The sequence below is a fragment of the Ancylobacter sp. SL191 genome (genome assembly GCF_026625645.1).
Taxonomy (GTDB): Bacteria; Pseudomonadota; Alphaproteobacteria; order Rhizobiales; family Xanthobacteraceae; genus Ancylobacter.
Genome location: NZ_CP113056.1, coordinates 4,548,996 through 4,571,007 on the forward strand (window position 1 = coordinate 4,548,996; position 22,012 = coordinate 4,571,007).

The window sequence follows — 22,012 nt, forward strand, 5'->3', positions numbered from 1 at the left end:
GACAGATTGCCGATGATCTGCATCGGCACTGCCTATCAAGAACCCCTCAGCGCACCGTGCTGCGCGGGGTGAGCGTGCCCGGCTCGAACATGCCACCGGCCGAGAAGCTGGCCTTGAGGTGGCGGGCGAACACTTCCACCGCCGGGCGCGGCGCCTGCCGGCGCAGCTTCAGCGCGACGAGGCGCACCGGCTCCAGCGCATCGGTCAGCGGCACCGCGACGACGCGCCCGCCATCATGGGTCACCTGCGTGCGCGGCAGCACGTTCTGGATCGTATAGCCGCGCCCATGCCCGACGAGACCACGGGTCAGGTCATAGGCCCGCGAGCGGAAGGCGATCTTGGGGTCGATACCGAGCGTGTTGAACAGGCTCATGAAGTAGTCGCGCGAATGCGGCAGGTCGAGCAGGATGAACGGGTCGTCCCGCAGCTCCAGCAGGCTGATGCGCTCGCGCGCAGCCAGCGGGTGGTCGGGGTGCAGCACCGCATAGGGCGGCAGTTCGGTGAGCGGCTCGGCCATCACCTCGTCGGGCCGGGCGAATTCATAGGAGATCGCCAGCTCGGTCCGCCCCGAGATGATCGCGTCGAGAATCTGCTGCTGGTCGCCCTCGTCGAGGCTGATGCTGATACCCGGATGGGTCTCGGCGAAGCGCGAGAGCAGGCTCGGCATGAAATGGGTGGCGATGGTCCAGAAGCAGCCCACCGTGATCTCGCCGCGCACCTCGTCCGCCATGGCGCGGGCGTTATGGCCGAAGTCACGGGCATGGTTCAGCAGCAGCCGCGCCTCGTTGATGATGCGTGTGCCGGCGATGGTGGTCGTCACGCCTTTTGCATGGTGCCGGACGAAGAGCTGAACGCCGCAATCGGCCTCGAACTGGGCGATAGCCGCCGAGATGGAGGGCTGGGAGACGTTCAGATGCTTCGCGGCCTCGGTGAGGTTACCGAAGTCGGCGGTGGTCACGACGTAGCGCAGCGCGCGCAGCGAGACATTCATCGGTTTTTTCTATGCCAAACAACGGTTGAAAATATTTTACTGATCCATCCATGTCGCACAATATTTCCTCACAGGAAAAGGATGCACGAAATGATCCGTACAGGCGACGAATACCGGCAGGGGCTCCAGGACGGTCGCGAGATCTGGATGGATGGCGAGCGGGTGACCGACGTCACCCAGCACCCGTCCTTCAAGCCGATCGTCGACGTCCGTGCCCGCATGTACGACATGGCGCACGAGGCCCGGTATCAGGATCGCCTCACCTATGTTGAGGACAACAAGCGCAACACGATCTTCTACAAGCCGCCCCGCGAGACCAAGGACTGGACCGACAAGCTCACCGCCGTGGACACGGTGATGCAGGACATCGGTGGCGTCGTCACCCGCGTCGGCGACGAGACCATCGGCGAGGTGTGGTCCCTCATCGACGGCCGCGACGTTCTGGCGGAGTTCGACCCGCGCTTTGCCGAGAATGTCGACAGGCACGTTCAGAACATTTTCGACAACGACATCTTCCATATTTCGGCCAACACCGATCCGAAGGGCGACCGTTCCCTCCCGCCCCAGGAACAGGATCCCGACATGATGGTGCATGTCGTGAAGGAGACCGATGCGGGCATCGTGATCCGGGGCGCGAAGTACGAGACGGCGGCAGCTTACGCAGACCAAGCTTTCCTGAAGCCGACCGTCGGCGCGTGGACCAACGACAAGTTGTCCGATTATGCCGTGGGCGGCATCATCGACATGGGCGCGCCGGGCGTGAAGCAGATCTGCCGCTCCTCCTTCGCTGGCCGCACCAACCCGAAGGACTACCCGCTCGCCAACAAGTTCGACGAGGTCGAATCCCTCGTCATCTTCGACAACGTGCTGATCCCCTGGGAGAACGTGTTCTTCTACCGGCACACCAAGGCGGCGCAGTACATCCGCGCGACGCTGCACCGCTACTCGGCCTTCCCCTATGTCCACCGCCTGCTCTATGTCGCCGACATGATGATCGGCGCGGCGATGTGGAACGCCCGCCAGACCGGCCTCGACAAGCTCCAGTCGGTGCGCGAGAAGCTGGCCGATCTCGTCTGCTACCGCGAGGGCATCAACGCCCACCTCACCGCCTCGATCACGCTGGCGGAAAAAAGCCCCGGCGGGCTGCTCATGCCCAACCAGTCCATGCTCTATGCCGGGCGCGTGCATGCCTGCTCCAACCTTCCGGCGATGATGCACATCGCCCGCGAGCTGTGCGGCGGCCAGATCTGTGTCACCCCGAACTCGGCCGCCTTCGAGGCCGAGGGCTCGGGCCACTGGCTGAAGAAGTTCTACTCGCTGAACAAGCAGTGGGAATCGGAGGACCGGCGCAAGCTGCTCGCCTTCGCCCGCGACCTGCTCAACTCCGACTATGCCGGCCACCGCCTGACCTTCGTGCAGTTCGCCCAGGCGCCGCACTTCAACCATCTGAACGCGGTCTACAATTCCTTCGATTTCGACGGCCCGCTCGACTTCGTCCGCAAGGCCGCCGGCCTGTCGGACAAGGTGATGGGCGAGCCGATCAAGGCGTGAGCCTGCAAGGGACGCATCCGTTAGGGATAAGCACCATGAGCACGATCGACGCCGCCCAGTTCCGCAGCGCCATGGGGCGCACCGCCTCCGGCGTCACCGTGGTGACGACCGACGGCGCCGCCGGGCGTGGCGGCGTCACCGTCTCCAGCTTGTGCTCGCTCTCCATGGACCCGCCCTCGGTGCTGTTCTGCCTGCACAAGGAGGCCCGCGTGCTGGCGGCGCTGCTGGAAAACGGCGTGTTCGCCGCCAACATCCTCGCCCATGACCAGCACCGCATCGCCGACTGCTTCGCCGGGCTGATCCCGGAGCATCGCGAGGACCGCTTCGCCATCGCCGACTGGGACGCGCTCACCACCGGCGCGCCCCTGCTCAAGGGCGCGCTCTGCCGCTTCGACTGCAAGATCGCCAGCGTGTTCAACTTCGGCACGCACCACATCATCGCCGGCGAGGTGATGGCGCTGGAAACCGCCGAGGCCCGCCCGCTGGTCTATTCCAACCGCGCCTATCACCACCTTCAGGTCGCTTGAGACGCATGAGCATTCAGGCCGTCGCCGCCGCCCCCGCCGCTGGCTCGCCCGCGGATGCGGCGACGCGTGACGCGGCGACGCTTGATGCCTCCATGCTTGACCGCACGGTGCGCCTCCTCGCCGATCTCGTCGCCTTTCCCAGCGAGAGCGCGCGCTCCAATTTGCCCATCGTCGCCTATATCGAGGCCTATCTGGCGCGCGAGGGCATAAGCGCCCGCCGCATCCCCAATGCGGACGGCACGAAAGCCTCGCTGCTCGCCACCATCGGCCCGGCGGACCAGCCGGGCATCGCGCTCTCCGCCCATACCGATGTCGTGCCGGTCGCCGGGCAGGACTGGATGAGCGATCCGTGGACGCTGACCGAGCGCGACGGCCGGCTCTATGGGCGCGGCAGCAGCGACATGAAGGGTTTCCTTGCCGTCGTGCTCGCTTATGTGCCGCTGTTCCGGCAGGCGGCGACGCACACGCCTATTCACCTCTGCTTCTCCTATGACGAGGAGCTGGGCTGCCTCGGCGCGCCCGATCTGGTGGGCGAGGTCGCCGCCCTCCCGGTGCCGCCGGCGCTCTGCATCGTCGGCGAGCCGACCGCGCTCAAGGTCGCCCGCGCCCATAAGGGCAAGTTCGCGCGACGGCTGACCCTCACCGGGCGCGGCGGGCATTCGGCGCTGGTCAACCGCGCGGCCAATGCGGTGGAGGCGGCGGCCGAGATCACCGTCGGCCTCGGCGTGCTCGGCCGCTCGCTGCGCACCGAGACCAACGACGCCTTCGACCCGCCCTGGACCAGCGTGCATGTCGGCTCGCTGCATGGCGGCAGCGCGCTCAACCTCGTGCCGGACCGGGCGGTGATGGAATTCGAGGCGCGCACTTTGCTCGGCACCGATCTCGACGCGCTCAATGCCCGCATCGCCCTCATCATCGACGAGGCCCGCGCCCGGCTGGTGGCGCAGGCGCCGGAGGCGGGGATCGCGGTCACGACGCTCAGCGACTATCCCGGCCTCGACACCCCCGAGGGCAGCCCCGCCACCCGCCTTGTCGCCGCGCTCGCCGGGGACAACGCCGCGCCCGTCACCCTCGCCTTCGGCACTGAAGCGGGGCTCTATGCGCGCGCCGGCATCCCCACCCTCGTCTGCGGTCCCGGCGACATCGGCCGCGCCCACAAGGCGGATGAGTGGATCGGCCGGGACGAGCTTGGCGCCGCCGGCACCATGATGACCCGCCTCGCCGGCCATCTCGGCCGCCCTTTTGCATCCATTTTCGCCTGAACCGGAAAAGAGTGACCGACATGCCGACCCATACCCGCATCCGCCCGTTCAACACCAAACAGACCTATCCCGAGCAGAAGCTGAACAACGACCTCAGCCAGGGCGTCGTGGCGCGCGGCACCATGGTGTTCCTGCGCGGCCAGGTGGCGCAGGATCTCGACACCCGCGAGAGCGTCCACATCGGCGATGCCGGCAAGCAGGCCGAGAAGGCGATGGCCAACATCAAGATGCTGCTGGAAGAAGCCGGCAGCGAGCTCGGCCATATCTGCCGCATCGTCGTCTACCTCACCGACATCCGCTACCGCGAGGCGGTGTATCTGGAGATGGGCAAGTGGCTCGGCGGCGTGTTCCCCTGCTCCACCGGCCTCGTCGTGCCCGCGCTCGCCCGGCCGGAATGGCTGGTCGAGATCGAGGTGACCGCCGTCATCCCCGACGCCGCCTGACCGGAGAGCGCGCGTGACCTTCTCCATCTCCGCCCGCTGCCCCCGCACCGGCATGTTCGGCATCGCCGTCTCCTCCTCCTCGCCGGCGGTGGCGGCGCGCTGCGCCCATGCCCGCGCCGGCGTCGGCGTGGTGGCGACGCAGAACATCACCGACCCGATGCTCGGCCCGCGCGGGCTCGATCTGCTGGCTGAGGGCCTGCCGGCGGCCGAGGTGCTGGAAAGGCTGCGCGCGACCTCCGATTTCTTCGAGTACCGGCAGGTGGTCATCCTCGGGCGCGACGGTCCCGCCGCCGGCCATTCGGGGGCGAAAACGCTCGGCACCCACGCCATCGCCTATGGCGCGGATGCCGCCGCCGCCGGCAATCTGCTGGCCTCCCCGGAGGTGCCCACAGCGATGATCGCCGCCTTCGAGGCGCGCCCCGAGGCCGGCCTCGGCGACCGGCTGGTCGCCGCCATGCAGGCGGCGGTGGCGGCGGGCGGCGAGGAAGGCCCGGTCCATTCGGTCGGCATGCTGCTGGTCGACACCGTCGGCTGGCCGGTGGCCGATCTGCGCATCGACTGGTCGGACGGCGACGTCATGGCGGAGTTCGCCGCCCTCTGGGCGCTCTGGGTGCCGCAGATGGACGCCTATGTCACCCGCGCCCTCGACCCCTCCACCGCCCCCGCCTATGGCGTGCCGGGGGACGAGTAAGGGACGTATTGCCGGGATCGCGTGCCGCTCCTGTCCCACGATCCCGGATCGGGCCGATGGCCCGTCCGGGATGACGACCACCAGAAAAGCGAGGCCCGCATGTCCGGCAGTTCTCCCCACACCCGCCCGGCCCTGAAGCTCACCCATGAGGGCGCACTCACCATGCTCGCCGCCGCCGTCGCCCGAGCGACCGAAATGGGCGTGCCGCAGAACATCAACATCGTCGATGAGGGTGGCAATCTCCTCGCCTTCGTGCGCATGGACGGGGCCAAGCTGCTGTCGCGCGAGACCTCGCTGTCGAAGGCCATCACCGCCGCCTCGCACCGCCAGCCGACCTCGCGGCTGAACCCGGCGGACGAGATCAAGCTCTCGCTCGCCGGCGGCCAGCGCCTGACCAATCTGGAAGGCGGCCTGCCCATCATCATTGACGGCGTCTGCGTCGGCGGCATCGGCGTGGGTTCCGGCAAGGGCGCGGAGGATGTCGAGGTCGCCCGCGCGGCGCTGGCCGCGATCGGCGCGCTGGATCAGGTGCCGTGAGCGCACCCCGCATCCTCGTCCTCAGTGGCGCCAACACGAACCTCTATGGCCTCGATCCGGCCGGCCCCTATGGCACGCTGACCCTCGACGATATCGGGGACGCCTGCCGCGCCCGCGCCGAAAGCCTCGGCGGCACGGTGGATTTCCGCCAGTCCAACCATGAGGGCGTGCTGGTGGACTGGATTCAGGAAGCCCGGACGCAGGCGGACGGCATCGTCATCAATGCCGGGAGCCTGTCCTACACCTCCATCGCCATTCTCGACGCGCTGTCGGCGGTGAACAAGCCGGCCATCCAGGTGCATGTCAGCAATGTCTTCACCCGCGAGAGCTTCCGCCACCACGCCCCGCTCGCGGCGGCGGTGACCGGCTGCATCATCGGCCTTGGGCCGGAGGGCTACCCCGCCGCCGTCGAGGCGCTGATCCGGCGCATCCGCGCCGGGTGACCGGAGCGGCGCGGGGAGAACCGCCGCATGGAACGAGTCCCGGTCATGACGCCTTAATGAGGTAGCGTCACCCCGTGGAGGCCGTCCCATGCCCCTCGCCCGCCCGAACCGCCGCCCCGGCGCGCGCCACAGGGTGCTGCCATGAGCCCGCGCGCGACGTGGAAGGGCTTCCTCAAGCTCGATGAGCTGGTGTGCGGCATCGGCCTCTACACGGCGGTGTCGGCCAATGAGCGCGTCAGCCTCAACATGGTCAACCGCAAGACCGGCCATCGCCTGCGCCGCCGCTTCATCGATCCTGAAACCGAGGAGACGGTGGAGCGCGAGGATCAGGTGAAGGGCTATGAGGTGGCGTCCGGCGAGTACATCGTGCTGGAGCCGGAGGAAGTGGCGGAGGCGACCCCGCAGGGCGACAAGACGCTCGCCATCGAGACCTTCCTGCCCTGCGCGCAGGTGGACGACCTCTATTTCGACAAGCCCTATTATGTCCGCCCGACCGACGATGCCTCGGAAGCGACCTTCGCCGTCATCCGCGAGGGGCTGCGCCGCCGCAAGGTGGTGGCGCTCGCCAGCGCCGTGCTGTTCCGACGCCCGCGCACCGTGCTGATCCGCGCCTATGATGACGGCATCATCGCCACCACGCTGAACCATGATTACGAGGTGCGCTCGGCGCAGGACGCGTTCGCGGACATCAAGGAGGTGAAGATCGAGGGCGAGATGCTCGATCTCGCCCGGCACATCATCTCGACCAAGGCCGGCACCTTCCAGCCCGAGACGTTCCACGACGCTTATGAAGCGGCGCTGGCCGAGCTGGTGCGCGCCAAGATCGAGGGCCGCCCAATCAAGGCGCCGAAGGCCCCGAAGAAGGGCAAGGTGGTCGATCTGATGGAGGCGCTGCGCCAGAGCGCGCTCATGGGCAAGGACAAGGGCGGCGGCGACGCGGCTGCGAAGGCCCCCGCCCGGAAGTCCACCCGGAAGACGGCAAAGGCCGGGACCAAGGGCGCCGAGAAAAGCACGCCCAAGACCGGCACCGCCAAGACCGGCAGCGCCAAGACCGGCACCGCCGCCCGGCGCCGCGCCTCGGCCACCACGCGCAAGGCGGGCTGACGCGCCATGGCCCTCGACACCTACCGCGCCAAACGCGACTTCACCGTCACCGCCGAGCCGAAGGGTGAGACCGCAGTTGGCAAGGGCCACGCCTATCTCATCCAGAAGCACGCCGCCCGCCGTCTGCATTACGATTTGCGGCTGGAAATGGACGGCGTGCTGAAGAGCTGGGCGGTGACGCGCGGCCCCAGCCTCGTGCCCGGCGAGAAGCGCCTTGCCGTGCATGTGGAGGACCATCCGCTCGCCTATGGCAGCTTCGAGGGCACCATCCCCAAGGGCCAGTATGGCGGCGGCACGGTGATGCTGTGGGATAGCGGAAGCTGGATTCCCAAGGGCGACCCGCGCAAGGGCTACAAGAAGGGCCATCTCGACTTCGAGCTGCGCGGCGAAAAGCTCTCCGGCCACTGGCATCTCGTGCGCATGCCCAAGCGGCGCGGCGAGACGCAGGAAAGCTGGCTGCTCTTCAAAGCCGACGACGCCGCCGCGCGGACCAAGGACGCGCCCGACATTCTGGAAGAAGCCCCGGATTCGGTGAAGACCGGCCGCACGCTGGACGAGATCGCCGAGGACGCGCCGGCGCATAAAAGCAGGACGAAGACAGCGACCAAGACGGCAAAGGCGGCCACGACCACCAAGACGGCCAAGGGCACCGAAGCCAAGGCCAGCGAGGCCGAAACCATGGCCGAAGCCACGCGCCCATCGACGGCCGCGAAATCCGCGACACCTCCCGCCCCCGCCCAACCTTCCCCCACCCCCGCGCGCGCCAAGGCGCGCGGCAAGCAGGCGCGCGGCAAGCAGGCGGCCGCCGCCAAGCTGCCCGATTTCCTCGCGCCGCAGCTGGCGACGCTGGTGGCCAAGGCCCCGGCGGGGGCGGGCTGGATCCACGAGATCAAGTTCGACGGCTACCGGCTTCAGGTCCGCATCGACCACAACGCCAGTGGCAAGGGCCGGTTGCGCCTGCTCACCCGTTCGGGCCTCGACTGGACGGAACGCTTCGGCACGGCCCTCGCCGACGCGCTCCTCGCCTTGCCGGCTCAGACCGCGCTGATCGACGGTGAACTCGTGGTGGAGACGCCGTCGGGCGCCTCGCATTTCGCCGCGCTTCAGGAAGACCTGTCGGAAGGGCGCAGCGACCGCTTTGTGTTCTACGCCTTCGACCTGCTGCATCTCGACGGGCGCGACCTCACGGGCGCCAAGCTGCTCGCCCGCAAAGCGGCACTGGCCGGGCTGTTCAAGGACGCGCCGGCCCCGCTGCGCCTCAGCGAGCCCTTCGAGGTCGACGGCGCGACCCTGCTGCGCCATGCCTGCCGCCTGAGCCTCGAAGGTCTGGTGTCGAAGCGCGCGGATGGGCGCTACCGCTCCGGGCGCGGCAAGGACTGGGTGAAGTCGAAATGCGCCGAGCGGCAGGAATTCGTCATTGCCGGCTTCGTGCCCTCCACCGCCATGGCCAACGCCATCGGCTCGCTGGTGCTGGGCGTGCATGAGGACGGCAAGCTGCGTCCTGTCGGGCGGGTCGGCACCGGCTTCTCCCATCGCGTGGCCGCCGAGCTCTACCGCGACCTCTCCACCCTCACCCGCACCCGCAGCCCCTTCGCCGACAAGCTGACGGCGGAAGCGCGGCGCGGCGTCACCTTCGTGAAGCCCGAGCGTGTGGCCGAAGTGGAGTTCCGCGGCTGGACCGGTGACCAGAATCTGCGCCACGCCGCCTATCGCGGGCTGCGGGAGGACAAGCCGGCCAGCGAGATCGTCCGCGAGGCGCCGGCGCCGGACACATCGGCCACGGGGTCGGACACATCGGCCTCATCGTCCACCTCACTGCACTCATCGGCCATCGGCAAAAGTGCAATCAAGCTCACCCATCCCGACCGAATCTACTGGCCCGAGGACGGCATCACCAAAGAGGGGCTGGCGGCATATTACGCGGAAATCTGGCGCTTCATCGCCCCGCACATCGTCGCCCGTCCGCTCGCCTTGCTGCGCTGTCCTGATGGAATTTCAAAGGCTTGCTTCTTCCAGAAGCACAGCTGGCGCGGCATGAACACGGCGATCAAGGTGGCCCGGGACACCGATGGCGAGGAGATGCTGTTCATCGAGGACCGCGACGGCCTCCTCGCGCTGGTGCAGGCCGGCGCGCTGGAAATCCACCCCTGGGGCGCCCCCCTCGGAGGCCTGGAAACCCCGGATACCATGATCTTCGACCTAGACCCCAGCCCGGAGCTTGGCTGGGCGGATGTCGTCGCGGGGGCGAAAGAGGTGCGGTGGCGGCTGGAGCAGGCGGGGCTGCCGGCTTTCGTAAAAACCTCTGGTGGCAAGGGGTTACACGTCGTCGTGCCGCTGGAGCCCAAGGCCGGATGGGACGCCGTGAAGGGTTTCGCCAAGGCCATCGCCGAGGCCATGGCGGGCGATGATCCCGACCGCTACATCGCCGTCGCCACCAAGGCGAAGCGCGAGGGGCGCATCTTCATCGACTATCTCCGCAACGGCCGCGGCGCCACCGCCATCGCCCCCTATGGCACCCGCGCCCGCGCGGGAGCGGGCGTCGCCATGCCGGTGGCGTGGGAGGAGATCGACAGCCTCTCGGGCGCCGCGCAGTACACGCTGGAGAACGCCCCCGCCCGGCTCGCCCATCTCGACCGCGACCCGTGGGAGGATTTCCGCGCCAGCGCCACGCCACTGCCCGAGTTGGCCAAGCGCCGGCGGGGACGGCGCTAAACCCATGACTGATATCAGTTTCTTCCTACCGCCCGAAGATCTGGAAGCGCTGCTGCGGCTGCTCATGGCGGTCGCCTGCGGCATGCTGATCGGCATCAACCGCGATCTGCGCGGCAAGCCGACGGGCATGCGCACGCTCGGCCTCGTCTGCATGGGCGCGGCGCTGATCTCGCTCACCGCCGTGCGCGTGGAGGGCATGGCCGAGGATCCCGACGCCATGAGCCGCGTCGTGCAGGGCATCATTCAGGGCGTGATGACCGGCATCGGCTTTCTCGGCGCCGGCGTCGTGCTGCGCAATCACCGCGATCTGGAAATCCATGGCCTGACCACCGCCGCCACGGTCTGGGTGACCGCCGCCCTCGGCGTCGCCTGCGCGCTGGCGTCTTGGCACCTCATCGTCCTTGCGCTGGTGGTGACGCTGGTGCTGCTCGCCCTCGTCCTGCCGCTGGAGCGGGTTCTGGAATCGCGCGCCGACCAACCGCACAATACGGAGCCACCGAGCCGGGAAACCTCCGATGGGTAATATAATGCTTCTTCGCTATTTGCGCGGCCGGGCAGCACCCTTCTCGCTGGCGAGGCTTTTCTTCAACGCGTCCATGATATTGACGACATTCGTCGGCGCGTCCGGTTCCTCCTTGCCCTTGCGGGGCGCGGAGCGGCGGCGGTTCTTTTTCTTGGAGGCGATCAGCGCCTTGAGACTGTCCTGCAGCGGGTCATGGACGAGGCTCGGCTCCCATTTCCGCGTGCGTTTGTCGATCAGCTTGGCGACGAGATCGACCAGCGGCGCCTCGGGTTTGGCGTCGATATCCTCGAAATAGCCTTCGGCCGGGCGCACCTCGTCGGCATAACGCAGGGTCCACAGCACGATGCCACGCCCGCGCGGCTCCAGCATCACCGGCCGCTCGCGCCGGTAGAGCACAAGGCGGGCGATGCCGACCGTGCCGGTCGCCGCCATCGCCTCGCGGATAACGGCAAAGGCCTCCTCGCCGACGGGATCGTTGGGCGTCAGGAAATGCGGCGTGTCGTACCAGAGCCATTGCACGCTGTCGGCCGGCACGAACATCTCGATGTCGATGGTGCGCGTGCTCTCCAGCGCCACCGCCGCGAGATCCTCGTCCTCCAACAGGACGAACTCGCCCGGCCCGCGCTCATAGCCGCGCGCCTGATCGTCCTCCTCCACCGTGCGGCCGGTCTCGTCATCGACATAGATGCCCTCGACCCGATTGCCGGTAGCGCGGTTAAGCGTATGAAAACGCACCTTTTCGGACCCGGACGTGGCCGTCATCATCGTCACCGGGCAGGTGACGAGGGACAGTTTCAGATAGCCCTTCCAGAAACTGTGCTGCGCCATGAGGCCGGCCCTTTCGACGGGAGGTCGCCCCGCCTCAACGTGGCGGTGCCGGCGCCGGTTCCCCGGCCAGCGGACAGGCTTTGTGACAGGCAGTTGACAGCGACTTATGCTCAGTCCTAGCATAAGCCTATGTGCCGGGCGTGAGCCCGGTCTTCTTTGGCCCGAGTTATACTCATACCGAGCATAAGGGAGGACGCGATGCTGGACGTAACCGCCACCCGCGCCGACACCGATTTCAGCGCCGCCGCCTTCACCGGCGAGGCGGCCTCCGGCCTGCCGCTGCCGCATCTTTATGCCCGCGTGGCCAAGCACATAACGCCCGCCGAATGGCCGCTCATCGCCCATGAGGTCGCGGCCATCGAGCGCCTGAAGCGCGAGAAAAACGCTGTGATCCTCGGCCACAACTACCAGGCGCCGGAGATCTTCAACACGGTGGCGGACATTGTCGGCGACAGCCTGGCGCTCGCCCGCGAGGCGGTGACGGTGGATGCCGACGTCATCGTCATGGCCGGCGTGCACTTCATGGCCGAGACCGCCAAGCTGCTGAACCCGTCAAAGACCGTGCTGATGCCGGACATGGCGGCCGGCTGCTCGCTCGCCGAGAGCATCACGGCGGAGGATATCCGCCTGCTGCGCAAGCATTATCCCGGCGTGCCGGTGGTCACCTATGTCAACACCTCCGCCGAGGTGAAGGCCGAGAGCGACTATTGCTGCACCTCCGGCAACGCCGTGAAGGTGGTGCGCGCCGTGGCGAAGGAATGGGGCGTCAGCCGCATCCTCATGCTGCCGGACGAGTATCTCGCGCAGAACGTCCAGAAGGAGGTTCCCGAGCTGGAGCTGATCGCCTGGAAGGGCCATTGTGAGGTGCATGAACGCTTCACCCCGCAGGACATTCGCGACCTGCGCGAGGCCCATCCCGGCGTCATCGTGCTCGCCCATCCCGAATGCCCGCCGGAGGTGGTGGCGGAGGCCGATTATGCCGGCTCGACCGCCGGCATGGCCGATTATGTCCGCGACGAGAAGCCGGCCCGCGTGGTGCTCATCACCGAGTGCTCGATGGCCGACAATGTGGCGGTGAACCACCCGGATATCGAGTTCGTGCGCCCCTGCAATCTCTGCCCGCATATGCGCCGCATCACCCTGCCGGCCATCCGCCGCGCGCTGGAGACGATGGGCCCGCAGGTGGAGATCGACCCCGCCGTCGCCGACCGCGCCCGCGCGGCGGTGGAGCGCATGCTCGCCATCCGCTGAACCTTTGCGCTGAACCCTTGGCCGAACCCCGCTCGGGAGTGCCGCTTGTGACCCTTTCGCCTGACACCATCGTCGTTGTCGGGGCCGGCGTCGCCGGTCTGGCGACCGCGCTGCGCCTCGCACCGCTTGCCGTCACGCTGGTCACCGCCGCTCCCCTCGGCGCAGAGGCCGCCACCGGCTGGGCGCAGGGCGGCATCGCCGCCGCCATTGGCGACGACGACCGGCCGGACTTCCACGCCATCGACACGCTGGCCGCCGGCGCCGGGCTGTCCGAGCCGCTGGTCGCGCGCCGCGTCGCGGGCGCCGCTCCCGCCGCTATCGACTGGCTGGTCGCGATCGGCACGCCCTTCGACCGCAACGCCAATGGCAGCCTCGCTTTGGGGCTGGAAGCCGCGCATTCGCGCCGGCGCATCGTCCATGCCGAAGGCGACGGCACCGGCCGCGTGGTGCTCGAAACGCTGGCCCGCGCCGCCCGCGCCTGCCCGTCCATCACCGTGATCGAGGGCCGTCGCGCCGCCGAATTGCTGCGCGACGACACGGGCCACGTCGCCGGCATCGCGCTGCGCGACCGGAACGGAGCCATCGAGGCCCTGCCGGCCCGCGCCGTGGTGCTGGCGACCGGCGGGCTCGGCGGGCTCTATGGCTCGACCACCAACCCGCTCGGCGCCACCGGCTCCGGCCTCGCCCTCGCCGCCCGCGCGGGGGCGGTGCTGCGCGACATGGAGTTCGTGCAGTTCCACCCGACCGCCATGGCGGTCGGCGCTGACCCGATGCCGCTCGCCACCGAGGCGCTGCGCGGGGAAGGCGCCAAGCTGTTCAACGCGCGCAGCGAGCGCTTCATGCTGGACGTGCCCGGCCAGGAGCTCGCCCCGCGCGACGTGGTCGCCCGCGCCATCTTCTCCGAGATCGCCGCCGGTCGCGAGGTGGTGCTGGACGCACGGCTGCGGGACATCGAGCACCGCTTTCCCGGCGTGGTCGCGCTGTGCCGCGCCCATGGACTCGACCCGGCGACAGCGCCCATCCCCGTGCGCCCGGCGGCGCATTACCATATGGGCGGCATCCGCGTGGACGAGACCGGGCGCTCCAGCCTGCCGGGCCTATGGGCCTGCGGCGAGGTGGCGTCCACCGGCCTGCACGGCGCCAACCGGCTCGCCAGCAACTCGCTCCTGGAAGCCCTCGCCTATGCCGGCTGGATCGCCGACGACATCGGCGCCGAGACGGCGACTGTCGGCCGCATCGCCCCGCCCGCGCCGGCCCGCCCGCTCTCTCCGGCCCGCGCCGAGATCCGTGCGCTGATGGACCTGAAGGTCGGCGTGGTCCGCGAGGCCGCCGGGCTGGAGGAAGCCGCCGCCCGCCTCGGCACGCTGGCCGACCGCGACGGCGACGATCTTTCCCTTGTCGCGCTCATGGTCGCGGAAGCGGCGCTGCGCCGGGTGGAAAGCCGGGGCGGCCATTACCGCGCCGACCATGCCAGCCCGGCCGCAGTGGCCCGCCATTCGGAGACCCGGCTCGACGACCTCCGCCACGCCGAGGTGCGGCGGGTGGCGTGAACCTTCTTTGTCATGCCCGGGCTTGGCCCGGGCATCCACGACTTCGGAACCACGCCCACAATAAGGCGTGGATGGCCGGGCTAAACCCGGCCATGACGGCGAGCCCTTGCGAGTGATTCCCATGCCCCTTTCCCCCCTTCCCCGCCTGCTAGTGGAGCCCGTCGTGCGCGCCGCGCTCCTGGAAGATCTCGGCCGCGCCGGCGATATCACCAGCGAGGCCGTGATCCCCACTGAAGCGCGGTTCACCGCGGTGATGGCGGCGCGGCAGAACGGGGTGCTCGCCGGCATCGACGCGGCGGTCATCGCCTTCAACCTTGTCGACCCCGCGCTCACGGTCACGGTGGAGCGCGGCGACGGCCACGCGGTCGCACCGGGTGACGTGGTGCTACGGGTGGAAGGCTCGGCCCGTGCCATCCTCACCGCCGAGCGGGTGGCGCTCAACATCGCCTGCCGCATGTCCGGCATCGCCACGGCGACGGCGGGGCTCGTGGCCATCGCCCGCGCGAACGGCAAGGCGCAGATCGTCTGCACCCGCAAGACCACGCCCGGCCTGCGCGCGCTGGAAAAGCATGCGGTGAAGGCGGGGGGCGGCTCCAACCACCGCTTCGGCCTCGATGATGCCGTGCTGATCAAGGACAACCACATCGCCGTCGCCGGCGGCGTCGTCCCGGCCATCCGCGCCGCCAAGGCCTTTGCCGGGCACATGGTGAAGATCGAGGTCGAGGTCGACACGCTCGCCCAGTTGCACGAGGCGCTGGCCGAAGGCGTCGATGCCGTGCTGCTCGACAATATGACCCCCGCGCAACTCACTGAAGCCGTCGCGCTCGTCGGCGGGAGGGCGATCACCGAGGCGTCGGGCCGCGTTTCCGCCGAGACCGTCGGCCCCATCGCCGCGAGCGGGGTGGACCTGATCTCTGTCGGCTGGATCACCCACTCCGCGCCGATCCTCGATCTGGGGCTCGACGCAGCGGAGGCGTGAGATCTCCGCGCGCGAAGTGCGCACCCCTCCCCCTCCCAAGGTCGCAGCCTCAACTCGGCGCGAGGGCGCGTGCCTGCCCTTGAATGAGGCATGCTTTTGTGCGATGCATATAGTCGTCTGATAATGATTATGCGGGAGAGACCGACAGTCCTCCCGGACATGTGTCGGCGCCGACGGAGCAACCCCCCAGGAAACTCTCAGGCACCAGGGACCGCATAGTCAGGACATCTGGAGAGAGGCGTCGGCGCCATAGGGCCGCTGGACGTCCACCGAAGGGGAAGCCCGAGGCGGCATGGCGCGAGCCAGGTCATCACGGGGCGAGCTCTCAGGTACCGCGACAGATTGGGGACAGCCGGCCGGACTAGCGCTTTGTCGCGCGCCCGGTCATGTCGTCCTCAAGCGCGGGAGCCTCCCATGCGCCAGATTGCCGTTGTCGGCGCCGGTATCACCGGCATCACCACCGCTTACGCCCTCCTTGAGAAGGGTTATGACGTCACCGTCATCGATCGCCAGCGTTACGCGGCGATGGAGACCTCCTTTGCCAATGGCGGGCAGCTCTCCGCTTCCAATGCCGAGGTCTGGAACTCGTGGTCCACGGTGCTCAAGGGCATCAAGTGGATGTTCACGCCCGACGCCCCGCTGCTGATGAACCCCAAGCCCTCCTGGCACAAATATAGCTGGATGGCCGAGTTCCTCGCCAACATCCCGAACTACACCGCCAACACGGTCGAGACCACGCGCCTCGCCATCCAGGCGCGTCAGTTCATGTTCGACATCGCCGCGCGCGAGAGCATCGACTTCAACCTCGAGAAGCGCGGCATCCTGCACATCTACCGCGACAAGGAAGCCCAGGATCATGCCCGCATGGTCTCCGGCCTCTACGCCAAGGGCGGTCTCGCCCGCCGCGAGGTGACGCCGACCGAGATCCGCGCCATCGAGCCGACCCTGCACGGCCAGTTCTATGGCGGCTTCTACACCGAGTCCGACTCCACCGGCGACATCCACAAATTCACCTTCGGCCTGGCGGAAGTCTGCCGCGCCCGCGGCGTGCGCTTCGTCAATGAGGCGTCGGTCGAGAGCGTCGTCCACACCGGCAAGGGCAAGGGCGGCACGGGCGTCGACATCACCCTCACCCTCGCCCCGGATGCGGAAGACGCCGCTCCGCGCCGCGAGGTGCTCGGCTTCGATGCCGTCGTGGTCTGCGCCGGCATCGGCTCGCGCGCCATCGCCGCCGGCCTCGGCGACCGGGTGAACATCTATCCGGTCAAGGGCTATTCGATCACGGTCCAGCTCGACGACGAGCGCAGCCAGCGGTCCGCCCCCTGGGTGAGCCTCTTGGACGACAAGACCAAGATCGTCACCTCGCGCCTCGGCAAGGATCGTTTCCGCGTCGCCGGCACCGCCGAGTTCAACGGCGAGAACCGCGACATCCGCGCCGACCGCATCCGCCCGCTCACCGACTGGGTGCGCAAGCTGTTTCCGGGCGTGTCGACCGAGAAGGTCGTGCCCTGGGCCGGCCTGCGCCCGATGATGCCGGACATGATGCCGCGCGTCGCGGCCGGTGCGAAGCCCGGCGTGTTCTACAACACCGGCCATGGCCATCTCGGCTGGACGCTCTCCTGCGCCACCGCCGAGATCATCGCCGCCAAGGTCGCCGACGCGCTGCCGGTGGAAGCCCCCGCGCCGCTGCTGCGCATGGCCGCCGAGTGATTGCCGCCGAGTAAGGCGACCTTACGAGACCCCGCCCCGGGCCCTCCACCCGTCCGGGAAAATCGGAGCCGTACTTCCCTTCCGGCTCCCGCCCCGCCTCCGGCGCACATCCCGGAGGCGGGGTTTTTCTTGTGAAGCTCTCCCCGCTACCGGACCGCTCTACAGCCGCACGCCCCGCAGCCGCAGCGCGTTGGCGATGACGCTGACCGAGGAGAGCGACATGGCGAGCGCCGCCACCATGGGGGAGAGCAGCAGGCCGAAGATCGGGTACAGCACGCCCGCCGCGATCGGCACGCCCGCCGAGTTATAGGCGAAGGCGAAGAACAGGTTCTGCCGGATGTTGCGCATCGTCGCCTGCGACAGACGGCGCGCGCGGACGATGGCGCCAAGGTCGCCGCGCAGCAGCGTGACGCCCGCGCTCTCGATGGCGACATCCGTTCCCGAGCCCATGGCGATGCCGACATCCGCCCCGGCCAGCGCGGGCGCGTCATTCACCCCGTCGCCGGCCATGGCGACGACGCGCCCCTCGGCCTTGAGCCGCGCCACCACCGCCGCCTTCTGGTCCGGTGCCACCTCGGCCTCGACCTCGGTGATGCCAAGACGCCGCGCGACCGCTTGCGCCGTCGTGCGGTTGTCGCCGGTGAGCATGACCACGCGGATGCCTTCCGCCGCGAGATCCTTGAGCGCCTGCGGCGTCGTCGCCTTGATCGGATCGGCGATGGCGAGGGCCGCCGCCAGCTTGCCGTTGATCGCCATGAGGATAGCGCTCGCCCCCTCGCGGCGCAGCTCGTCCGCTTGTGTGGCCAGCGGGGCCGGGTCAATGCCCAATTCCTTCAGGAAGGCCGCGCTGCCGAGCACGACGCGCTTGCCCGCCACCAGCCCATAGGCGCCCTTGCCGATGGGGCTGTCGAAGCCGCGCACCCTGGCGATCTCCAGCCCGCGCGCCTGCGCCGCCGCCACCACCGCCCGCGCCAGCGGGTGCTCGGAGGGGCGCTCCACGGCGGCGGCGAGGGCGAGCACCTCGTCCTCCGCGTAACCTTCAGCGGTAACGATCTGGGTCAGCGACGGCGCGCCCTCGGTCAGCGTGCCGGTCTTGTCGACCACCAGCGTGTCGACCCGCTCCAGCCGTTCCAGCGCCTCGGCATTCTTGATGAGGACGCCCATCTGCGCGCCCCGCCCCATGCCGACCATGATCGACATCGGCGTGGCGAGGCCTAGCGCGCAAGGGCAGGCAATGATCAGCACCGCCACCGCCGCCAGCAGCGCATGGGAGAAGCGCGGCTCCGGGCCGAAGGTGGCCCAGGCCGCGAAGGCGAGCAGCGCGCAGGCGACCACCAGCGGCACGAACCAGCCGGCGACGCGATCGGCCAGACGCTGGATCGGCGCGCGCGAGCGTTGCGCCTCCGCCACCATCTGCACGATGCGCGCGAGCAGGGTGTCGCGGCCGACCTTCTCCGCGACGATGACGAGGCCGCCCGAACGGTTCAGCGTGCCGCCGATCACGGCGTCGCCCTCCGCCTTGGTGACCGGCATGGATTCGCCGGTAACCAGCGCCTCCTCCACCGCCGAGCGACCCTCGATCACCCGCCCGTCCACCGGCACCTTCTCGCCCGGCCGCACCCGCAAATGGTCGCCCACCAGAATCTCCGCGAGCGGCACCTCCGCCTCGCTGCCATCTTCGTTGAGCCGTCGCGCGGTTTTCGGCGCGAGGTCGAGCAGGGCTTTGAGCGCCCCTGAGGTCTGTTCGCGCGCCCGCAACTCCAGCACCTGGCCAAGCAGCACCAGCACGGTAATGACCGCCGCCGCCTCGAAATAGACGGCAACCGTCCCGTCCGGCCCGCGGAAGGTCGCCGGGAACAGGCCGGGCGCGAACACGGCCATGAGGCTGTAGCCATAGGCGACGCCGGTGCCGATGGCGATCAACGTGAACATGTTGAGATGGCGCGTCACCACCGACTGCCAGCCACGCACGAAGAACGGCGCGCCGGCCCAGAGCACCACGGGCGTCGCCAGCACGAGTTGCACCCAGGCGGAGATGCCGGGCGGCACGAGATGATGCAGCGCGGGGATGAGATGCGCGCCCATTTCCAGCGCGAACACCGGCAGGGTCAGCGCAAGGCCGATCCAAAACCGCCGGGTCATGTCGATCAGTTCATGGTTCGGCCCATCATCGAGGCTGACCAGCATCGGCTCCAACGCCATGCCGCAGATCGGGCAGGTGCCCGGCCCGACTTGCACGATCTCCGGGTGCATCGGGCAGGTGAATTCCGTGCCCTCCGGCACCGGCTCCACATCCGCGCGCCCTTCCAGATATTTGCCGGGATCGGCGGCGAATTTGGTGCGGCAGCCATTGCAGCAGAAATAATAGGTGCGCCCGCCATGCTCGGCCCGGTGCTGCGCCGTGTGCGGGTCGACATCCATGCCGCAGACCGGATCCTTGGCCATGTGGGTGTGCCCGCAGGAGGCGTGGTCATGAGAGGCGTGATCGTGGGACGCGTGCGCGCCGGCATCATGCCCCTTCCCGCCGCCGCAGCATGAGGAATGCTGCGAATGGTCGTCGCCTGTGCCGGGATGATGATGGGCGGCGTGCGGCGGGTTCGCCGAATCGTGCGGCTCCTTGCCACCGCAGCACCCGCCAGCCTCGCCGCGCGACGATCCGTCCGCGTGGTGGGCGTGATCCTTCTGGATGTGGCTCATCGCATCCTCCGTAGGCCGGGCGCGGCCGAACGCGCCACATATACCCCATATGGGTATCTACAGCTTGCGATATATACCCCACATGGGTATATGACAAGCATGCAGAACGACACACGCACCGCCTGCCTGAAACGGCTGAACCGCATCGAGGGACAAGTGCGCGGCCTCTCCCGCATGGTCGAGGACAACCGCTACTGCATCGACATCGTCACCCAGGTGGCGGCGGTGCGGGCGGCGTTGAAGAAGGTGGAGGAAGAGGTGCTGCGCGATCACGTCGCGCATTGCGTCGAGCACGCCATCACCTCCGGCGACGCGGACCAGCAGAGGGCCAAGGTTTCCGAGCTGATCGAGGTTCTCGGCAAGCTGAAGGGCTGAGCGCGCGCACCGCCCTCACGCCGTCATCCCCGGGCTCGACCCGGGGATCCACGACTTTGGCTGGGGGCGACAGTTGGGAAGTCGTGGATGGCCGGGTCAAGCCCGGCCATGACGGCCGGTAGACGGCGCGGGCGAGCAGAAGGCAGCTGGCATCCGGGGCAATCTTTCAGCGGTCGGTAAGCTGAAGCGTTCGGCCCCACATTGACGCCGTCATCCCCGGGCTTGACCCGGGGATCCACGACGTCCTCACGCGCGAAGCCGCGTCGTGGATAGCCGGACCGAGCGGCGCAGATGAGGTGGGAGCCGGCCGCCGGCCCTACCCGCCATACAGCCCCTTATACTGCTCGCGCAGCACGTTTTTCTGCACCTTGCCCATGGTGTTGCGCGGCAGGTCGTCGACGAAGAACACCCGCTTGGGCAGCTTGTAGCGGGCGAGCCGGGTTTCCAGCGCGGCGAGCACGGCGGCCTCGCTGAGGGTGGCATCGGGGCGGGCGACCACCACCGCCGTCACCCCCTCGCCGAAATCGGGATGGGCGACGCCGATCACCGCGCTCTCGATCACGCCGTCGAGCGCGTCGATCTCGCTCTCGACTTCCTTCGGATAGACATTGTAGCCGCCGGTGATGACGAGATCCTTGCCGCGCCCGACGATGTGGACATAGCCGCGTTCGTCGATCAGGCCGAGATCGCCGGTGACGAACCAGCCGTCATGGAACTCCGCGGCCGTCTTCTCCGGCATCCGCCAATAGCCCTTGAAGACGTTCGGCCCCTTCACCTCGATCATGCCGATGGCGCCATGGATCAGCTCGCGCCCGTTCTGCGGGTCGACGACGCGCACGCTCACCCCCGGCAGGGGAAAGCCCACCGTGCCGGCGCGCCGCTCGCCCTCATAGGGGTTGGAGGTGTTCATATTGGTCTCGGTCATGCCATAGCGTTCGAGAATGGCGTGGCCGGTACGGGCCTGCCAGTCGCGATGCGTCTCGGCCAGCAGCGGCGCCGAGCCGGAAATGAACAGCCGCATCCCCGCCGCCGCCTCGCGCGTCAGGTTCGGCGCCTTCAACAGGCGGGTGTAGAAGGTCGGCACCCCCATCAGCACGCTCGCCCGGTCCATCAGGCGGATGATGAGGTCCGGGTCGAGCTTCGGCAGGAAGATCATCGAAGCGCCGGCCGCCAGCGTCACATTGGTGGCGACGAACAGGCCGTGGGTGTGGAAGATCGGCAGCGCGTGGATCAGCACGTCATCCGCCGTGTAGCGCCACGCCTCCACCAGCGCGCGCGCATTGGAGACGAGGTTGCCCTGCGTGAGCATCGCGCCCTTGGAACGGCCCGTCGTGCCGGAGGTGTAGAGCAGCGCGGCGAGGTCATCCTCCGCGCGCGGCACGTCCTCGAAGCGCTCGCCGGCCGCATCGGCGGCATCCGCCAGCGTGCCGCGCCCGTCCGCGCCCAGCGTGAGCCGCCGCGCGACGCCCTGCGCCTGTGCCACCGGGGCCAGCGCCGCCTCCTGCGCGGGATCGCAGACGAAAAGGGCCGGCTGCGCATCGCCGAGAAAATAGGCGATCTCCGGCCCGGTATAGGCGGTGTTCAGCGGCAGGAACACGCCGCCGGCCCGCACCGTGCCGAGATAGGCGAAGATCGCCTCGGCGCTCTTTTCCACCTGCAGCGCCACCCGGTCGCCAGGCTGAAGCCCCAGCCCGACCAGGGCATTGGCGTATTGCGCCGAGCGCCGGTCGAGATCGCCATAGGTGAAGACGCGGCCCTCCGCCGTCTCCAGGAAGGGGCGGGTGAGGTCGGGCTGGCCGGCGCGGATCAGGTCAAAAAGCGGGTTGGTCACGGAAGGG

19 protein-coding genes and 1 riboswitch are annotated in these 22,012 nt (G+C 68.7%); of the genes, 15 read left to right on the plus strand and 4 right to left on the minus strand.

The features are described from left to right. Window positions 1-46: 46 nt before the first annotated feature. A complete protein-coding gene (locus tag OU996_RS20870) occupies window positions 47-991 on the minus strand; it encodes a LysR family transcriptional regulator (protein WP_267583524.1) in 945 nt (314 codons plus the stop codon). 90 nt (window positions 992-1,081) lie between these two features. Between OU996_RS20870 and OU996_RS20875 the strand changes: the two genes are divergently transcribed. The 10 genes from OU996_RS20875 to OU996_RS20920 all read left to right on the plus strand — a co-directional run bounded on the left by OU996_RS20875 (window position 1,082) and on the right by OU996_RS20920 (window position 10,784). After that, on the plus strand, window positions 1,082-2,542 hold the full coding sequence (locus tag OU996_RS20875; RefSeq protein WP_267583525.1) for a 4-hydroxyphenylacetate 3-hydroxylase family protein: 1,461 nt from the start codon (window positions 1,082-1,084) through the stop codon (window positions 2,540-2,542). 35 nt (window positions 2,543-2,577) lie between these two features. Further along, complete coding sequence (locus OU996_RS20880) at window positions 2,578-3,069, plus strand: flavin reductase family protein (RefSeq protein ID WP_267583526.1); 492 nt, start codon at window positions 2,578-2,580, stop codon at window positions 3,067-3,069. Window positions 3,070-3,074: 5 nt separating this feature from the next. Further along, complete coding sequence (gene argE / locus OU996_RS20885; protein WP_267583528.1) at window positions 3,075-4,331, plus strand: acetylornithine deacetylase; 1,257 nt, start codon at window positions 3,075-3,077, stop codon at window positions 4,329-4,331. 20 nt (window positions 4,332-4,351) lie between these two features. After that, the gene (locus OU996_RS20890) at window positions 4,352-4,774 is read left to right on the plus strand and encodes a RidA family protein (RefSeq protein WP_213756682.1); all 423 of its coding nucleotides are present in this window, start codon (window positions 4,352-4,354) and stop codon (window positions 4,772-4,774) included. A 13-nt stretch (window positions 4,775-4,787) separates the two neighbouring features. Next, a complete protein-coding gene (locus OU996_RS20895; protein ID WP_267583529.1) occupies window positions 4,788-5,465 on the plus strand; it encodes a DUF1028 domain-containing protein in 678 nt (225 codons plus the stop codon). A 99-nt stretch (window positions 5,466-5,564) separates the two neighbouring features. Further along, a complete protein-coding gene (locus OU996_RS20900) occupies window positions 5,565-6,002 on the plus strand; it encodes a GlcG/HbpS family heme-binding protein (RefSeq protein WP_267583530.1) in 438 nt (145 codons plus the stop codon). Then, a complete protein-coding gene (locus OU996_RS20905) occupies window positions 5,999-6,445 on the plus strand; it encodes a type II 3-dehydroquinate dehydratase (RefSeq protein WP_267583531.1) in 447 nt (148 codons plus the stop codon). Before OU996_RS20900 ends, OU996_RS20905 begins: the two co-directional genes overlap by 4 nt. A 141-nt stretch (window positions 6,446-6,586) precedes the next feature. Further along, window positions 6,587-7,549 carry a Ku protein gene (locus OU996_RS20910; RefSeq protein WP_267583533.1) on the plus strand — a complete coding sequence of 321 codons (963 nt, stop codon included), beginning with the start codon at window positions 6,587-6,589 and terminating at the stop codon, window positions 7,547-7,549. 6 nt (window positions 7,550-7,555) lie between these two features. Beyond that, the gene (gene ligD, locus OU996_RS20915; RefSeq protein ID WP_267583534.1) at window positions 7,556-10,261 is read left to right on the plus strand and encodes a DNA ligase D; all 2,706 of its coding nucleotides are present in this window, start codon (window positions 7,556-7,558) and stop codon (window positions 10,259-10,261) included. A 4-nt stretch (window positions 10,262-10,265) separates the two neighbouring features. After that, window positions 10,266-10,784, plus strand: a complete 519-nt coding sequence (locus OU996_RS20920) for an MgtC/SapB family protein (protein WP_267583535.1) — start codon at window positions 10,266-10,268, stop codon at window positions 10,782-10,784. A 15-nt stretch (window positions 10,785-10,799) separates the two neighbouring features. On the opposite strand, the gene OU996_RS20925 is transcribed toward OU996_RS20920, so the two are convergent. Continuing rightward, complete coding sequence (locus OU996_RS20925) at window positions 10,800-11,612, minus strand: Ku protein (protein WP_267583537.1); 813 nt, start codon at window positions 11,610-11,612, stop codon at window positions 10,800-10,802. A 198-nt stretch (window positions 11,613-11,810) separates the two neighbouring features. Between OU996_RS20925 and nadA the strand changes: the two genes are divergently transcribed. The 4 genes from nadA (at window position 11,811) to OU996_RS20945 (ending at window position 17,102) form a co-directional block, all read left to right on the plus strand. Continuing rightward, the gene (nadA, locus tag OU996_RS20930; RefSeq protein ID WP_267583538.1) at window positions 11,811-12,863 is read left to right on the plus strand and encodes a quinolinate synthase NadA; all 1,053 of its coding nucleotides are present in this window, start codon (window positions 11,811-11,813) and stop codon (window positions 12,861-12,863) included. Window positions 12,864-12,901: 38 nt separating this feature from the next. Next, the gene (locus tag OU996_RS20935; protein WP_420712661.1) at window positions 12,902-14,413 is read left to right on the plus strand and encodes an L-aspartate oxidase; all 1,512 of its coding nucleotides are present in this window, start codon (window positions 12,902-12,904) and stop codon (window positions 14,411-14,413) included. Window positions 14,414-14,534: 121 nt separating this feature from the next. Beyond that, window positions 14,535-15,392, plus strand: a complete 858-nt coding sequence (nadC, locus tag OU996_RS20940; RefSeq protein ID WP_267583540.1) for a carboxylating nicotinate-nucleotide diphosphorylase — start codon at window positions 14,535-14,537, stop codon at window positions 15,390-15,392. Between the two features lie 122 nt (window positions 15,393-15,514). Beyond that, a riboswitch (glycine riboswitch) is annotated at window positions 15,515-15,616 on the plus strand. A 190-nt stretch (window positions 15,617-15,806) separates the two neighbouring features. Beyond that, on the plus strand, window positions 15,807-17,102 hold the full coding sequence (locus tag OU996_RS20945; RefSeq protein WP_267583541.1) for a D-amino acid dehydrogenase: 1,296 nt from the start codon (window positions 15,807-15,809) through the stop codon (window positions 17,100-17,102). A gap of 159 nt (window positions 17,103-17,261) precedes the next feature. On the opposite strand, the gene OU996_RS20950 is transcribed toward OU996_RS20945, so the two are convergent. Next, the gene (locus tag OU996_RS20950; protein ID WP_267583543.1) at window positions 17,262-19,547 is read right to left on the minus strand and encodes a heavy metal translocating P-type ATPase; all 2,286 of its coding nucleotides are present in this window, start codon (window positions 19,545-19,547) and stop codon (window positions 17,262-17,264) included. 351 nt (window positions 19,548-19,898) lie between these two features. On the opposite strand from OU996_RS20950, the gene OU996_RS20955 reads away from it, so the two are divergent. Next, window positions 19,899-20,174, plus strand: coding sequence for a metal-sensitive transcriptional regulator (locus OU996_RS20955; RefSeq protein WP_267583545.1), 276 nt, complete (start codon window positions 19,899-19,901; stop codon window positions 20,172-20,174). Window positions 20,175-20,490: 316 nt separating this feature from the next. On the opposite strand, the gene OU996_RS20960 is transcribed toward OU996_RS20955, so the two are convergent. Further along, complete coding sequence (locus OU996_RS20960) at window positions 20,491-22,005, minus strand: malonate--CoA ligase (RefSeq protein ID WP_267583547.1); 1,515 nt, start codon at window positions 22,003-22,005, stop codon at window positions 20,491-20,493. Between the last annotated feature and the right edge of the window lie 7 nt (window positions 22,006-22,012).